This window comes from Amycolatopsis sp. 195334CR, from assembly GCF_017309385.1.
Taxonomy (GTDB): domain Bacteria; phylum Actinomycetota; class Actinomycetes; order Mycobacteriales; family Pseudonocardiaceae; genus Amycolatopsis.
The window spans coordinates 1299017-1314530 of record NZ_JAFJMJ010000001.1 but is presented as its reverse complement, the minus strand read 5'-3'; the positions used below and the strand labels follow the sequence as shown (position 1 = coordinate 1314530).

13 protein-coding genes are annotated in these 15514 nt (G+C 71.1%); 10 read left to right on the top strand and 3 right to left on the bottom strand.

Features of this window, described 5'->3' with window-relative positions; genetic code table 11:
* Positions 1-21: 21 nt before the first annotated feature.
* From JYK18_RS06390 to JYK18_RS06375, 4 genes are read left to right on the top strand one after another with little or no spacing between them, the layout of a single operon-like run.
* Positions 22-240, top strand: a complete 219-nt coding sequence (locus tag JYK18_RS06390; RefSeq protein ID WP_153029284.1) for a Trm112 family protein — start codon at positions 22-24, stop codon at positions 238-240.
* Positions 230-1315, top strand: a complete 1086-nt coding sequence (locus JYK18_RS06385) for an SIS domain-containing protein (RefSeq protein ID WP_206801223.1) — start codon at positions 230-232, stop codon at positions 1313-1315. The genes JYK18_RS06390 and JYK18_RS06385 overlap by 11 nt, the downstream gene beginning before the upstream one ends.
* 27 nt (positions 1316-1342) lie before the next feature.
* Entirely contained in the window at positions 1343-2566 is a 1224-nt protein-coding gene (gene manA / locus JYK18_RS06380) for a mannose-6-phosphate isomerase, class I (RefSeq protein ID WP_206801222.1), read from the top strand.
* Positions 2567-2621: 55 nt separating this feature from the next.
* Entirely contained in the window at positions 2622-3431 is an 810-nt protein-coding gene (locus JYK18_RS06375; RefSeq protein ID WP_206801221.1) for a helix-turn-helix transcriptional regulator, read from the top strand.
* Between the two features lie 16 nt (positions 3432-3447).
* On the opposite strand, the gene JYK18_RS06370 is transcribed toward JYK18_RS06375, so the two are convergent.
* Positions 3448-5877, bottom strand: coding sequence for a glycoside hydrolase family 3 C-terminal domain-containing protein (locus JYK18_RS06370; protein WP_307795796.1), 2430 nt, complete (start codon positions 5875-5877; stop codon positions 3448-3450).
* 58 nt (positions 5878-5935) lie between these two features.
* Here JYK18_RS06370 and JYK18_RS06365 point away from each other — a divergent pair, with 58 nt between their 5' ends.
* From JYK18_RS06365 to JYK18_RS06355, 3 genes are all read left to right on the top strand, one after another.
* Positions 5936-6502: a TetR/AcrR family transcriptional regulator gene (locus JYK18_RS06365; protein ID WP_206801220.1), complete on the top strand. Its 567-nt coding sequence runs from the start codon at positions 5936-5938 to the stop codon at positions 6500-6502.
* Between the two features lie 53 nt (positions 6503-6555).
* On the top strand, positions 6556-7479 hold the full coding sequence (locus JYK18_RS06360; protein WP_206801219.1) for a cation diffusion facilitator family transporter: 924 nt from the start codon (positions 6556-6558) through the stop codon (positions 7477-7479).
* An 84-nt stretch (positions 7480-7563) separates the two neighbouring features.
* Positions 7564-9117 (top strand): APC family permease, encoded by a 1554-nt coding sequence (locus JYK18_RS06355; protein ID WP_206801218.1) that lies wholly within the window; start codon positions 7564-7566, stop codon positions 9115-9117.
* 100 nt (positions 9118-9217) lie between these two features.
* Here JYK18_RS06355 and JYK18_RS06350 read toward each other — a convergent pair whose 3' ends face one another.
* Complete coding sequence (locus JYK18_RS06350) at positions 9218-11575, bottom strand: hypothetical protein (protein ID WP_206801217.1); 2358 nt, start codon at positions 11573-11575, stop codon at positions 9218-9220.
* Positions 11576-11662: 87 nt separating this feature from the next.
* Between JYK18_RS06350 and ahcY the strand changes: the two genes are divergently transcribed.
* A complete protein-coding gene (ahcY, locus tag JYK18_RS06345) occupies positions 11663-13135 on the top strand; it encodes an adenosylhomocysteinase (RefSeq protein WP_206801216.1) in 1473 nt (490 codons plus the stop codon).
* Positions 13136-13220: 85 nt separating this feature from the next.
* The gene (locus tag JYK18_RS06340) at positions 13221-13865 is read left to right on the top strand and encodes a dTMP kinase (protein ID WP_206801215.1); all 645 of its coding nucleotides are present in this window, start codon (positions 13221-13223) and stop codon (positions 13863-13865) included.
* Positions 13866-13870: 5 nt separating this feature from the next.
* On the opposite strand, the gene JYK18_RS06335 is transcribed toward JYK18_RS06340, so the two are convergent.
* Complete coding sequence (locus JYK18_RS06335) at positions 13871-14656, bottom strand: IclR family transcriptional regulator (RefSeq protein WP_206801214.1); 786 nt, start codon at positions 14654-14656, stop codon at positions 13871-13873.
* A gap of 175 nt (positions 14657-14831) precedes the next feature.
* On the opposite strand from JYK18_RS06335, the gene mtrA reads away from it, so the two are divergent.
* Positions 14832-15509, top strand: coding sequence for an MtrAB system response regulator MtrA (mtrA, locus tag JYK18_RS06330; protein ID WP_113697829.1), 678 nt, complete (start codon positions 14832-14834; stop codon positions 15507-15509).
* The last annotated feature ends 5 nt before the right edge of the window (positions 15510-15514 follow it).

The following is a 15514-nucleotide window of genomic DNA, read 5'->3' as shown; positions in this document are numbered from 1 at the left end:
TCGCGGTGGTAAGGAGGAACCATGGCCGTAACGCTTGACGAGCAGCTGCTCGAGATCCTGGCGTGTCCGTCGGAGGATCACGCGCCGCTGCGGCCGGGTTCCCCGGAAGACCCGGAGGCGGACGCGCTCACCTGCACCTCGTGCGGCCGGGTGTACCCGGTCCGCGACGGCATCCCGGTGCTCCTGCTCGACGAGGCCGTCGAACGGGCCGAAAAGGATCCCGCGACCGATGGTGATTGACGACACGCTGCTCGACGACCCGGCGCGGCTGACCGACGTCGACGCGCGGGGCCTGCTGCGCGCCACCGCGATGGCGGGGGCGCAGGTCCGGGCCACCACCGAGGCGGCGGCCGAGATCGGCCTGGCCGACCGGCTGGACGTCGGCCGCCCGCGGGCGCTGGTGCTGCTGGCCAGGCCCGGGGTCGGCCGCACGGTGACGAACATGCTCGCCGCGCTGCTCACCCCGACCTGCCCGGTGCCGATCGTGGTCAGCGAGTCGGTCCCGTCGTGGATCGGCGCGCTCGACGTCGTGGTGGCGCACACCGAGCAGGGCGACGACCGCGAGCTGGCGGTGTCGCTGGAGCGCGCCGCCCGCTACGGCGCGACCGTGGTGCTCTCGGCACCGCCGGACGGCCCGGTGGCCGCCGCGGTGTCCGGGCGCGGCCTGCTGCTCGCGCCGCGCATCCCGGTGCCGCCCGAGCTGTCCTTCCCGCGTGCGTTCGCCACCGGTCTGCTCACCGCCAACGCGCTGGGCGTGCTGGTCGCCGACGTGGAGGCGCTGGCCGACCAGCTCGACGCCGAGGCCGAACGCGACCAGCCCAACCACGAGTCCTTCGTGAACCCGGCGAAGGTGCTCGCGCTGCGCCTGGCCGACCGCACCCCGCTGCTGTGGGGGCTGGACCCGGTGGCGCTGGCCGTGGCCGGGCACGCCGCGCACTCGTTCGCCGCGCAGGCGGCGATGGTCTGCGACGTGGCCGACTACCACCAGGCGCTCGCCCGCCCGGCGCTGCACCGCGCCGCGGTCGGCAGCACCACCGAACGCGACATCTTCGCCGATCCGGACGAGGGCGGGCTGCCGCAGCCGAGGGTGCTGCTGCTCTCGCTGCGTTCCGGTCCCGGCGCCGAAGCCGCCCGGAGGCAGGCCGAGGACATGCTCGCCGGGGTCGACGTGCTCGCCCCCGCCGAGGAGATCGACGCCGACGAGCCCACCAGGGCGGCGGTGCTCGCGCTGCGGTTCGAGCTCGCCGCGGTCTACCTGGGTCTGGCGACGGGAAGCATTCCCGGGGCCGGCCGCTACACGTCCGCGACCGCGTGACCAGGTCGCCGAGGAGTTGAGAACACAGTGGAGCTGCTGCGCAACGCCGTGCGGCCCTACGCATGGGGCTCGAGGACGACCATCCCCGAGCTGCTGGGCAGGCCGGTGCCCGCCCCGCACCCGGAGGCCGAGCTCTGGATGGGGGCGCACCCCGGCGACCCGTCGAAGGTCGTCGCTGCCGACGGCACCGAGCGCAGCCTGCTGGAGCTGGTCGAGGCCGACCCGGTGGCCCAGCTCGGTGAGAAGTGCGCCGGTACCTGGGGCGGGCGGCTGCCGTTCCTGCTGAAGATCCTGGCCGCCGAGGAACCGCTGTCGATGCAGGCGCACCCGTCGGCCGACCAGGCCGCCGAGGGTTACGCGCGTGAGGAGGCGGCGGGCATCCCGCGGGACGCGGCCAACCGTAACTACCCGGACCCGACCGCGAAGCCCGAACTGGTCTGCGCGCTCACCGAGTTCCACGCGCTGGCCGGGTTCCGCGACCCGACGCGCACGGTGAAGCTGCTGAACGCGATCGAGACGCCGGGGCTGGCGAAGTACTCCAGCCTGCTCGCCGCGCAGCCGGATTCGGACGGGCTGCGCGCGTTGTTCACCACCTGGATCACGCTGCCGCAGGCCACGCTGGACGAGCTGCTGCCCGAGGTGCTCGACGCGTGCGTGGCGCACGTGAAGGACCACGGCGAGTTCGACACCGAATGCCGCACGATCCTCGAACTCGGCGAGGCGCACCCGCGTGACGCCGGCGTGCTGGCCGCGTTGCTGCTGAACCGGCTGGTGCTGCGCGCGGGCGAGGCGATCTACCTGCCCGCCGGGAACCTGCACCTCTACCTGCACGGCACGGCCGTGGAGATCCTGGCGAACTCGGACAACATCCTGCGCTGCGGGCTGACCCCGAAGCACGTGGACGTGCCGGAGCTGCTGCGCGTGGTGGACTTCGCCGCCGCCGAGATGCCGGTGCTCAAGGGCGAGGAGGGCGACTGCGGTGCGGTGTACCGGACCGGGGCGCCGGAGTTCGAGCTGTCCAGGATCGAGTGGACGGCGAGCGATCGGGAGCCGGTGGTCGCCGGGAGCACCGGTCCGCAGATCCTGCTGTGCACCGAGGGCGCGCTGCACGTGGTCGCCGAGGACGGCGCGGAGCTGGAGTTGAACCGGGGGCAGTCGATCTGGCTGGCCGCGGTCGACCCGGCGGTGACGATCACGCCGACCGGGGACCAGCCCGCCCAGTTGTTCCGCGCGACCGCGGGTACCTGCTGAACCTGGGTGCGGCACGGCCACCCAGCGGGCGGCCGGCCGGTTTAGCCTCGAAGGCATGACGAATCCGCTGGGGCAGTTCCTGCGGGCCCGCCGCGCGCAGGCCAAGCCGGAGGACGCCGGACTGGCGCCGGGCCCGCGCCGCCGGGTGAGCGGGCTCCGCCGCGAGGAGGTCGCGCTGCTGGCCGGGGTCAGCACCGACTACTACATCCGGCTGGAGCAGGGGCGCGAGCGGAACCCGTCGGCGCAGGTGCTCGACGCGCTGGCGCAGGCGCTCGACCTGGACGAGGAACTCGCCGCGCACCTGCACCGCGTCGCGCGGCCGTTGCCCGCCCGCCGCCCGGCCGGTGATCGCGTCAGCGAGAACCTGTTGCGCAGCATGGCCGCCTGGCCGGACACCCCGGCCGTGGTGCTCGGGCCGTACCTGAACGTGCTCGCGCACAACGCACTCGGTGGCGCGTTGTTCGCCGGGCACCGGTACAGCGACGACCTGCTGCGCCTGGTTTTCCTGGATCCCGACGGGCGCGCGTTCTACCCGGACTGGGAGAAGGTGGCGGTGAACACCGTCGGCGCGCTGCGCGCGGCGGCGACCGACCAGGACGACCCTCGGTTGATCGAGGTGGTCGGGGAGTTGTCGGTGAAGAGCGCGGAGTTCCGCAAGCTGTGGGCCCGGCACGACATCCGGCAGAAGACGGGCGAGACCAAGCGGTTCCGGCACCCGCTGGTCGGCGCGCTGACGCTGAGCTACGAGAGCCTGACGGTGAACAGCGCCCCGGGGCAGCAGCTGGTGATCTACCAGGCGGACGCGGACAGCCAGACCGCCGAAGCACTGCAACTCCTCGGCAGCCTGGCCGCCACCGACGACTGACCGCCCCCGACCAGGATTAGCGGTGGGTGGCCGTGCGCAGCCGGATGTCGTCCAAGGCGTGGCCGATTTCCACTGAGTACTCCCCGGGCCGCACTTCCCACCCATCCGGCGTCCAGGTGCGGAAAGCCCGCTCCGGCAACGGAACCACCACCTCCGCCGACTCCCCAGGCCCCGCCGTCACCACGGCGAACCCGGCCAGCCACCGCGCCGGACGATCCACATCGGACGAACCGAGGTACACCTGCACCACCTCCCGCCCCGGCCGGTCACCCGAGTTCGTCACCCCGACCCGCACGCCACCCGGCTCGACGGCCGCCGAATCGTAGGACCACGTGGTGTACCCGAGCCCGTGCCCGAACCAGTACGCCGGCGTGCCGCCCGACCGCTCCCATGCCCGGTAGCCGACAAAAACCCCTTCCTCATAAGGAAGAACGCCGTCCTCCGGGCGCACCCGCAGCACCGGGCTGTCCGCCATCCGCGCGGGCCAGGTGGTCGGCAACCTGCCGCCGGGCTCCTCGTCGCCGAACAGCACGTCCGCCAGCGCGCTCCCGCCAGCCTGCCCCGGGAACCAGGTGAGCAGCACCGCGCCCACGTCGGCGGTCCACGGCATCTCCACCGGTGAACCGGCGTTCACCACCACGACCGTGTTCGGGTTGACCGCCGCGACCCGCGCCACCAGTTCGTCCTGCCTGCCCGGCAGTTCCAGCGAAGTCCGATCCACGCCTTCGGTCTCCACTTCGGGCGTCGTCGCCACGACGACCACCGCGACCTCCGCGTCGGCGGCGAGCGCGGCGGCTTCGTCGAGCAGTTCGTCCTTGCTCGCTCCCGGCGCCGCGTGCCCGAGCCCGAAGGAAATCCAGGCGAATCCCTCGTCTTCTTCCGGTAGGGCGGGCGGTTGGTAGACCAGTTCGACCTCGACCGCGTCGCCCGCGGTGAAGTCCAGTTCGAACCGCGCCTCCTTGGTCGACATGATCGCGGTGACCAGGTCCTCGCCGTCGGGCAGGTGCCGCCCGTCGAACAGGACCCGCTCGCCCACGGTGAAGCGCAGGTCACCGCTGCCGGTGAAGCTCAGCAGGTGCGTGCCGGACACCGAGGGCACGAACGTGCCGGTGATCGCGACCGTGCCGATCCGGCTCGCGCTGAGCCCGCGCGGCAGCTCGCCGATCCAGTCGACCGAGCCCTCGCCGAGCGGGTACCGGCCCAGTTCGCGTTGCTCGTCGTCGCGGACGACCGCCTCCAGCAGGAATCCGTCGAGCGCGGGCCGGAGCGTGGTGCGCGGGTCCGCGCCCACGGCGTGGGTGATCTCGACGCCGTCCGGAGCTCCCGTGCGCAACCCTTCCAACGGCGAAACCACCGAGGACGGGAACACCGTCGCGCTGCCACCGCCGAGAATCCTGGCTTCGGTGGCCGCCTGGCCGAGCACCGCGATCCGACGTGGTTTCCGCAACGGCAGCAAGGAATTCTCGTTGCGCAACAGGACGAACGAGCGGTGCGCCACCTCGCGGGCCACCGCCGGGCCGTCTACTGAGGAGGGTGCAACGGGTTGCGGGAACCCGTCCAGCGCACCCACCCGGCTCGCCAGCAGCAACACCCTGGCCACCATGGTGTCCACTGTGGATTCTTCGACCTCGCCCGCGTGCACGGCCTGCGCCAGCCGCTTGCCGAACACCGTCTTCGGGCCCGGCATGGCCACGTCGAGCCCGCCGTTCGCGCCGCGCGTGGTGTGCCTGGCGGCCAGCCAGTCCGACACCACGATCCCGTCGAACCCCCATTCGCCGCGCAGGACCCCGTTGCACAGCAAGCTGTTCTCGGTCATCAGGGCGCCGTTGACGCTGTTGTAGGCGGCCATCACCGCCCACGGCCGCGCCTCGGCGACGATCTGCTCGAACGGCGCCAGGTACAGTTCGCGCAGGGTGCGCTCGTCCGCGCGCACGTCCACGGTGAAGCGATCGGTCTCCGAGTCGTTGGCCACGAAGTGCTTCACCGCGCAGGCGACCCCGCCCGACTGGACGCCGCGGACGAACCCGGCGCCGATCGTCCCGGTGAGCAGCGGATCCTCGGAGTAGCACTCGAAATGCCTGCCACCCACCGGTGTCCGGTGCAGGTTGACCGTGGGCGCGAGCAGGACGTGCACGTCCTTGCGCCGGGCCTCCTGGGCGAGCAGGCCGCCGGCGCGCTCGGCCAGCGCCGGGTCCCAGGTGGCGGCGAGCGCGGTCGGGCTGGGCAGTGTCACCGCGGGGTCGTCGGCGGTCCAGTGCACCCCGCGCACGCCCACCGGCCCGTCCGACATGACCAGCGAGGCGAGCCCGATCCCGGCCACCGGCGGCAGGGTCCACACGTCCTGCCCGGACAGCAGCGCGGCCTTGGTGTCCAGGTCCAGCTTCCGCACCAGTTCGGTGATCTGCATCGGCACCTCCTCGGCTGCCTTCCAGGGTGCGGCGATCACCTGGTGCGCGGTAGGTGACGTAATGTTTTCGTTATAACGGGCTGACTATCCTCCTGCCATGACGAGGGCCGCCCGCCGCCGCGACGAGATCGTCCGCGCGGCGTTCGACGTGATCGCCGAACGCGGGTACCAGCGGGCGTCGCTGGCCGCGGTGGCCGAGCGCGTCGGCCTGACCCAGCAGGGCCTGATGCACTACTTCCCGAGCAAGGAACACCTGCTCGCGGCCGTGCTGGCGGCCCGGGACGAGTGGGACCTGCTGCGGATGGAGAGCCGCGGCGACCTGTCCCGGCTGCGGCTGGCCCAGGTGGCCGACCTGGTCGAGTACAACCAGGGCCGCCGCGCCATCGCCCAGGCGTACACCGTGCTGTCCGCGGATTCGGTGACCGAGGCGCATCCCGCGCACGACTACTTCGTCCGCCGCTACCACGTGCTGCGGCGGCAGATGGCGTTGCTGCTGGAGCAGCAGGGCATCGACCTGCCCGCGGAACTGCCCGCCGAGCGGCTGGCCCCGCTGCTGGTCGCGGTGCTCGACGGCCTCCAGTTGCAGTGGCTGCTCGCGCCGGACGAAGTGGACATGTCGGAAAGCTTTCGCGACTTCCTGCACCTACTGGGCGCGGACGGGTGAACTGGCTCTAGGCTGCAACCCGACAAAACGGGTCGACGCTCCAGGGGGCAGTGGTGGCAGCAAGCGGCGGGACCAAGGCGATTCTGGCGGCGTTGTTCGCCAACGCCGGGATCGCTACGGCGAAGTTCGTCGGATTCCTGATCACCGGTTCGTCGTCGATGCTGGCCGAGTCGGTGCACTCGGTCGCCGACACCTCGAACCAGGGCCTGCTGCTGCTCGGGCAGAAGACCTCCCAGCGCAAGGCCACCAAGGAGCACCCGTTCGGCTACGGCCGCGACCGGTACTTCTACTCCTTCATCGTGGCGCTGATGCTGTTCACCCTCGGCGCCGCCTTCGCGCTCTACGAGGGCATCCACAAGCTGCAGGAACCCGAGGACCTCAAGTCGCCGATCGTGGCGGTGGTGATCCTGGTGGTGGCGATCGGGCTGGAGACCTACAGCTTCTACACCGCGATCGTCGAGTCGAAGAAGATCAAGGGCGACGCCTCCTGGTGGGGCTTCATCCGCCAGTCGCGCACCCCGGAGCTGCCGGTGGTGCTGCTGGAGGACGCGGGCGCGCTGTTCGGCCTGGTGCTCGCGCTGCTCGGCGTCGGGCTGTCCACCATCACCGGTGACCCGGTCTTCGACGCGCTCGGCACCATCTGCATCGGCCTGCTGCTCGGCGTCATCGCGATCATCCTGATCATCGAGATGAAGAGCCTGCTGATCGGCGAGGGCGCCACCGAGACCGAACTGCGCACCATCGAGGACGAGCTGGCCGCGGGCAAGGTCGAGCGGGTCATCCACATCCGCACCCAGTACATCGGCCCGGACGAGCTGCTGGTCGCCGCGAAGCTGGCGCTGCGGCCCGGCCTGGAGACCGCCGAGGTGGCGCAGGCCATCGACGACGCGGAGCAGCGGGTGCGGGCGAAGGTGCCGTCGGCCCGGCTGATCTACCTCGAGCCCGATCTCGACCGAAACCTCGCCGAACGGCGCTGACCAGCCGTTTCGTGCCCGAGCGGCGGCCTCGGGTGGTGACCATTAGGGTGAATCCCCGAACTGGCACCCCCGAGGAGGTCGACGTTGCCCGGCACGGGTTTGTGGCGCACGAAGTCGGTGGAGCAGTCCATCGCGGACACCGACGATCCGGACACGAAGCTGCGGAGAAACCTCAGCGCCTGGGACCTCACGGTCTTCGGCGTGGCGGTGGTGATCGGCGCGGGGATCTTCACCCTCACCGCGCGCACGGCGGGTGACCTCGCCGGTCCCTCGGTGTCGGTGGCCTTCGTGCTCGCCGCGATCGCGTGCGCGCTGGCCGCGCTCTGCTACGCGGAGTTCGCCTCGACGGTGCCGGTGGCGGGGAGCGCGTACACCTTTTCCTACGCCACCTTCGGCGAGTTCATGGCCTGGATCATCGGCTGGGACCTGGTGCTGGAGCTGGCGGTCGGCGCGGCCGCGGTGTCCAAGGGCTGGTCGGTCTACCTGGAGACGGTGCTCGGCTACATCTTCGGTGAGGGCGCCAGGACCACCTTCGACCTCGGCGGCATGACCGTGGACTGGGGCGCGCTGATCCTGGTGCTCGCCCTGGCCACCGTGCTGACGCTGGGCACGAAGCTGTCCTCGCGGGTGTCGATGGTGATCACCGGCATCAAGGTCGCCGTGGTGCTCTTCGTGGTGGTGCTCGGGTTCTTCTACGTCAAGGGCTCGAACTACTCGCCGTTCGTCCCGCCGTCCCAGCCGGGTGGCGAGGGGCAGACCGGGGTCGAGCAGTCGCTGTTCTCCGCGCTGCTCGGCGGTGAGGGCAGCAGCTTCGGCGCGTTCGGCCTGCTGGCCGGTGCCTCGCTGGTGTTCTTCGCGTTCATCGGGTTCGACATCGTGGCCACCACCGCGGAGGAGACGAAGAACCCGCAGAAGTCGGTGCCGCGCGGCATCTTCGGCTCGCTGGGCATCGTCACCGTGCTGTACGTGGCGGTTTCGCTGGTGATCGTCGGCATGGTCAACTACACCGAACTGTCCACCGGCACCAAGGCGGACGGCAGCCCCGACCGGAAGACGCTGGCGTCGGCGTTCTCCGCGAACGGCGTCGACTGGGCGGCGAACATCATCTCGGTGGGTGCGCTGGCCGGGCTGACCACCGTGGTGATGGTGCTGATGCTGGGCCAGATCCGGGTCATCTACGCGATGTCGCGCGACGGGCTGATGCCGCGCCCGCTGGCCAAGACCGGCAGCCGCGGCACACCGAAGAACGCCACCCTGGTGGTCGGCCTGCTGGTCGCGGTGGCGGCCACCTTCTTCCCGGCGGACAAGCTGGAGGAGATGGTGAACGTGGGCACGCTGTTCGCGTTCATCCTGGTCTCGGCGGGTGTGATCGTGCTGCGGAAGACCCGGCCGGACCTGCCGCGCGCGTTCCGCGTCCCGTGGGTCCCGGTGATCCCGATCGCGGCGATCATCGCCTGCCTGTGGCTGATGCTGAACCTGACCGTGCTGACCTGGCTGCGGTTCCTGGCCTGGATGGCGCTGGGCGTGGTGGTGTACTTCGCCTACAGCCGGCGCCATTCCCTGCTGGGCAAGAAGATCAAGGAAGACGGCGCGACGGCTACGCCGTTGCCGGTGGACGGCGCCGACCCGAAGAAGTAGGGGCGCCGGGCCCCGGCCCGCGAGCCGGTTGATTGCTATGAGTGGGGCATTACTTGCGTTGATTGCAAGTAATGCCCCACTCATAGCATTGGCGCCTCGCTCAGTTGGGGGAGTGGCGTAGGTCCAGTTTGAAGCGGGGGCGTTCTACCGGCGGCAGGTCGCCGAACAGGGGGAACTGTTCGGCGGCCGGGCGCATCGGCTTGCCGGGGATCTCCAGGCCCGCCGCGCAGGCGACCGCCCGGTCCCATTCCGGGTCCGCCAGGTAGTCGGCGTGCCGGCAGACGCCCGGCGCCCACCGGTGACCGGGCGAGGGGGCGCGCAGCGGGTCCGGCAGCCAGTGGTCACCACCGAGCACCACCGCGCCGGAGGTGCCGCATTCGGCGGGCACGAGCGGGCCGACCGTGCCGTCCGGCAGATAACCGACGCCGTGGAGCTTGTCGTCCTTCACCTCGTGCCGCCACGTCGTCACGCCGCCGCCGAAGGTGTCGGTGCCGCGGCTCAGCCCGCGCCACCGCCCGTCCAGCCTGCCGAACAACCGCGCCAGCGTCCGGTGCGGCAGCACCGCCGGGAACGCGCGCTGGTACCCCCACTGCAACGGCGACCCCGCGGTGAGCACGCCCACCCGCGACCGGTCGGCCTCCGGCAGCTCCCGCATCAGCCTGGCCGCGGTCACCACGGCGAGCAGCCCGCCGAGGTTGTAGCCCGCCAGCACCACGCGCGTGTTCGGCTCCTCCAGGTGCGTCCGGGTGCGCGCGGCCAGCTCGGGGACCACCTTCAGCGCGTAACAAGGCGGCACCGTCGGATGCGCCGCCCGCGGCCAGAAGCAGACGAGGTCGGCCAGCGCGCCGAGGTGCCTGCTGCGTTCCGGGCTGGTCGCCGCGGTGTAGACCACCCGCAACAGACCCGCGGCCAGCGCACCCAGCGCGAACACGCCCAGCGCGGACAGCGGGTCGAGCCAGGTCGGCAGCGGCAGGTCGCCGATCCGCACGGTCAGCAGCGCGAGCGTGGCCGCCGACATCACCAGCACCACGGCCAGCACCAGCTGGTGCAACCGCCGCCGTTCCCAGGCCGAGCGCGCCCAGGCGGCGGCCGCCTCCTGGGAGTCCTCCGGCTTGTCCTGCAGCATCTCGACGACCTTCGGCACCCCGCGCTTGCGCAACCGCCGCGGGACCGCGCCGGCGAAACCGAACACCGCCAGCGCGGCGGCCACCACGATCCCGACGCCCCACACCATGGTCAGCAGCGTGTACCCGCGCGGCAGCACCAGGTCGTCGTCGCCGAGCAGCTTCCGCGCCGCGATCGCCACGCCCGCGCCGAACCCGCCGCCGAGCAGCCCGGCCAGCGCGAGCGCGGGCGCCGCCGCCCAGCCGCCCATCCACGGGCGGAGCCGCTTGGGGAGCGCGGCCCAGCCGCGCCGGGCCAGCAGCGCGGACGGGATGAGCAGCAGCGCGAACAGCACCACCACCACGAGCAGCCCGCCACCGATCACCTCGACCATGCCCTGCGTCCCCGGCAGCGCCTGCGGCATCTCGCGCACCCGCACCACCACCGCGACCACCAGCGCCAGCCCGAGTCCGAGCACCAGCCGCTGGGTCCACCGGCCGATCGCCCGGGTGAGCATCCGCACGTCCAGCACCGCCACCAGCACCAGGCCGAGCACGATCAGCCCGACCGCCACCCCCCACAGCACCGCGCCGAACGCGTCGGACGGCGGTCGCAGCGGACCGCCGAGCGGGAGCAGCGCGACGCACGCCAGCGCGGACAGCGTGTGCAGGCAGCGCAGCAGCGGCGTGTCGGGGGAGGTGCGCAGATCGTCACCGGGCAGCGGGTCGCCCACCGCATCCACCGGTTTCGACGGCTCGACCGGCCAGTTCGTCGACGAGATCAGGTGCAGCAGGAAGATCAAGACCAGCAAGGGAAGCAACCCCGCCGACAGCCGGGCGGCCGAACTCTCCCGCGACCACGACGGCGCCCAGTCGAGGCAGCCGGTGTTCGGCGCCAGGCACTGCGCGGCGACCAGGTCGAGGGTGATCACCGCGACCTGGCTGATCAGCAACATGGTCAGCGCCAGCGACGCGACCCGCAGCAGGCTGCGGCACACCGCGGCGAGCACGCGCGCGACCCGGCTGCGCTCGGGGACCGGCGGCAGCATCCAGTGCGCCACGTTGGCCAGCGAGAACGGGAACAGCAGCGCCCAGGTGGCTTTCGCCACACCACCGGAGGTCATCCGGCTCCAGAGGTACCCCTCGAGGATCCGCGGTACGGTGCGGCCGAGCGCCTGGAGCACCGGACCGGGAGCCGGTCGGCGGAGCCGATCGGCCGGGCGGGTGAACTGACCGATCCCGTCCCCGGCCACGTCCACCGCGGCGGTCGCGTCGAGCAGGGCCTCGCCGGTGGTGCCGACCAGGCCGGCCACGCGAATCTCCACCACGCGGGCGTCCGGACCTGGTAACGGCACTGAGGGTCTCCTTAGTTGTGCTCAATTGTTCGTCAAGCAAGACACGGTACTGTTCTGGCGTCAGCGAGCCTTGGAGGAACCACCACTATGTCGTCCGAAAGCGTTGCCGCGCGGCTGCAGACCCGCAACGGGATCGACTTCGCCGTGGCCGATCTCGCACTGGCCGAGTTCGGCCGCAAGGAGATCCGCCTCGCCGAACACGAAATGCCCGGCCTGATGGCGCTCCGGCGCGAGTACGCGGAGGTCTACCCGCTGCGCGGCGCCAGGGTCTCCGGTTCGCTGCACATGACCGTGCAGACCGCGGTGCTGATCGAGACGCTGGTCGCGCTCGGTGCCGAGGTGCGGTGGGCCTCGTGCAACATCTTCTCCACCCAGGACCACGCGGCCGCCGCGGTGGTGGTCGGCCCGCACGGCACCCCCGAGGAGCCGAAGGGCGTGCCCTGCTTCGCCTGGAAGGGCGAGACGCTCGAGGAGTACTGGTGGTGCACCGAGAAGATGCTCACCTGGGACGGCGAGGGCCCGAACATGATCCTCGACGACGGTGGCGACGCGACCATGTTGGTGCACAAGGGATCCGAGTTCGAGAAGGCCGGTGTGGTGCCGTCGCCGGACGACAACGACCCCGACGAGTGGAAGGTTTTCCTCGGCCTGCTCAAGGAATCCCTGGCCACCGACACCGGCAAGTGGACCAAGATCGGTGAGGGCGTGCTCGGGGTCACCGAGGAGACCACCACCGGTGTGCTGCGGCTCTACCAGCTCGCCGCCGCGGGTGAGCTGCTGTTCCCGGCGATCAACGTCAACGACGCGGTGACCAAGTCGAAGTTCGACAACCGCTACGGCATCCGCCACTCGCTCATCGACGGCATCAACCGCGGCACCGACGTGCTGATCGGCGGCAAGGTCGCGGTCGTCTGCGGGTACGGCGACGTGGGCAAGGGCGCCGCGGAATCCCTGGCGGGCCAGGGCGCGCGGGTGATCGTCACCGAGATCGACCCGATCTGCGCGCTGCAGGCGGCGATGGACGGTTACCAGGTCAAGTCGCTGGAGTCGGTGCTGCCCGAGGCGGACATCGTGATCACCACCACCGGCAACAAGGACGTGGTGATGGTCGAGCACATGGCGAAGATGAAGCACCAGGCCATCGTCGGCAACATCGGCCACTTCGACAACGAGCTCGACATGGCCGGCCTCGCGCGGTACCCGGGCATCATCCGCAACAACATCAAGCCGCAGGTCGACGAGTGGATCTTCCCCTCGGGCCGGTCGATCATCGTGCTGAGCGAGGGTCGCCTGCTGAACCTGGGCAACGCCACCGGGCACCCGTCGTTCGTGATGTCGAACAGCTTCTCCAACCAGGTGATCGCGCAGATCGAGCTGTTCACCAAGCACGAGGAGTACGACAACGAGGTCTTCCGGCTGCCGAAGAAGCTCGACGAGAAGGTCGCGAAGATCCACCTCGAAGCCCTCGGCGGCGAGCTGACCAAGCTCACCAAGGAGCAGGCCGAGTACATCGACGTGGACGTCGAAGGCCCGTACAAGCCGGACCACTACCGCTACTGAGTCATTGGCCGCGCCTCCGGCGCGGCAGGCGAGGTCGCGCCGTCCCTGCCCATCGCCGCCCGTGCCCACTCGGTACGCTGCGGCGGTGGGCAGGCTCGTAGTGATCGAAGGACTCGACGGCGCCGGTAAGCGGACGCTGACCGAGGGCCTGACCAAAGCGCTGCACAACGCCGGCGCGACCGTCGGCACGCTGGCGTTCCCGCGCTACGGAGCGAGTGTGCACGCCGACCTCGTCCGCGAGGCGCTGCACCGCGGCCACGGCGACCTCGCCGATTCCGTGTACGGCATGGGCCTGCTCTACGCGCTCGACCGGGCAGGCGCCGCCGACGAGATCCGCGGGCTGCTCGACCGGCACGACGTGGTCCTGCTCGACCGCTACGTCTCGTCCAACGCCGCCTACGCGGCCGCCCGCCTGCACCAGGACAGCGGCGGCGAAGTCGTGAAATGGGTGCGGGAACTGGAGATCGGCCGCTTCGGCCTACCCCTTCCCGACGCGCAGATCCTGCTCCGCGTACCGCGCGAAGTCGCCGCCGAACGGGCCGAGCGGCGCGCGCGGGAGGAAGCCGACCGCGCCAGGGACGCCTTCGAATCCGACGACGGCCTGCAGGCCCGTTGCGGCGAGGTGTACGACCAGCTGGCTGCGGAAAGCTGGCTCTCCCCGTGGTTCGTGCTCGACGGCGCGAACACCGTGGACACCACCGCGCTGGCCACCCAGCTAATGTCCGTTTAGGACGGTCACTGCTGGAAATAGCCCAGCTGCTCGGAAAGTTCTTCCGCGGCCTCGGTCATCGGACGGACCAGCTGCCGCACGCGCTGGCGCGAGAGCCGGTAGGACGGCCCCGAAGCGCTCATCGCGGCGACCACCTCGCCGTGCGCGCCGTGGATGGGCACGGCCACCGCGTGCATGCCCAGCTCCAGCTCCTCGAAGCAGGCCGCGTACCCGTCCTCGACCACCCGCTCCAGCTCCGTGCCCAGCTCACCGGCGTCGGTGGTGGTGCGCGGGGTGAACTGCTCCAGCCGGCGGCGCAGGATGCGGCGCCGCTCGGTGTCGGACATGTACGCCAGCAGCACCTTCCCGCTGGACGTGGCGTGCAGCGGGGTGCGCTGGCCGGTCCAGTTCTGGGTGGTGATCGCGGCCGACCCCCTGGCCTGGCTGATGTTGATCGCACCGCCCTCGTCCGCGACCGCGATGTTGACCGTCTCGCCGAGCGACTCGGCCAGTGCCTGGCAGGTCTGCCTGCCCAGTCTGGCCAGGTCCATCCGGCCGGTGGCGGCCCCGGCCAGCCGCACGATGCCGAAGCCGATCACGTACTTGCCGCGCTCGCCGAGCTGCTCCACCAGCCCGCGGGCTTCCAGCACGCTGACCAGGCGTGACGCGGTGGACTTGTGCACTCCCAGTTCCTGCGCGATCGCGGTGATCCCGGTTTCCCCGTTGCGGGCCAGCAGTTCCAGCACGCTGATCGCGCGGTCGACGGACTGGACCTGGCTCGGGGCTCCCTTGCTCTGCTCGGAGTTCCGCATGGCGCAACGGTAACCGTTCTGCCCGGTTCCGCTCGGCCGACCGGGTGAGGCGACCCTGCCCGCGGCCTGGGCGACCCGGCCGCTTGATCGTCCATCCGGGCTAAGTGCGGCGGTGATCAACGGCTGTTCGCCGGGTCGTGCGTACCCGGACGGCCGTGAGTGCGAGTATGTGAACATGAAGGCACGTGTCTTGGTGGTCGACGACGACCCTGCGCTCGCGGAGATGCTCACCATCGTGCTGCGTGGGGAGGGCTTCGACACCGCTGTTGTCGCGGACGGTTCGCGTGCGCTGCCCGCGTTGCGCGAGCTCAAGCCTGATCTCGTCCTGCTCGACCTGATGCTGCCGGGGATGAACGGCATCGACGTCTGCAAGGCCATCCGCGCCGAGTCCGGCGTGCCGATCGTGATGCTGACCGCGAAGAGCGACACGGTGGACATCGTGCTCGGCCTGGAGTCCGGCGCCGACGACTACGTGGTCAAGCCGTTCAAGCCGAAGGAGCTGGTGGCGCGGGTGCGGGCCCGCATGCGCCGCACCGAGTCCGAACCGGCCGAGTCGCTGGCCATCGGCGACCTGACCATCGACGTGCCCGGCCACGAGGTGACCAGGGAGGGCAAGGCCATCCCGCTCACCCCGCTGGAGTTCGACCTGCTGGTCGCGCTGGCGCGCAAGCCGCGCCAGGTGTTCACCCGCGAGGTGCTGCTGGAGCAGGTCTGGGGCTACCGCCACGCCGCCGACACCCGGCTGGTCAACGTGCACGTCCAGCGGCTGCGCTCCAAGGTGGAGAAGGACCCGGAGCACCCCGAGGTGGTGTTGACGGTGCGCGGCGTCGGGTACAAGGCAGGCCCGCCGTGAGCAGA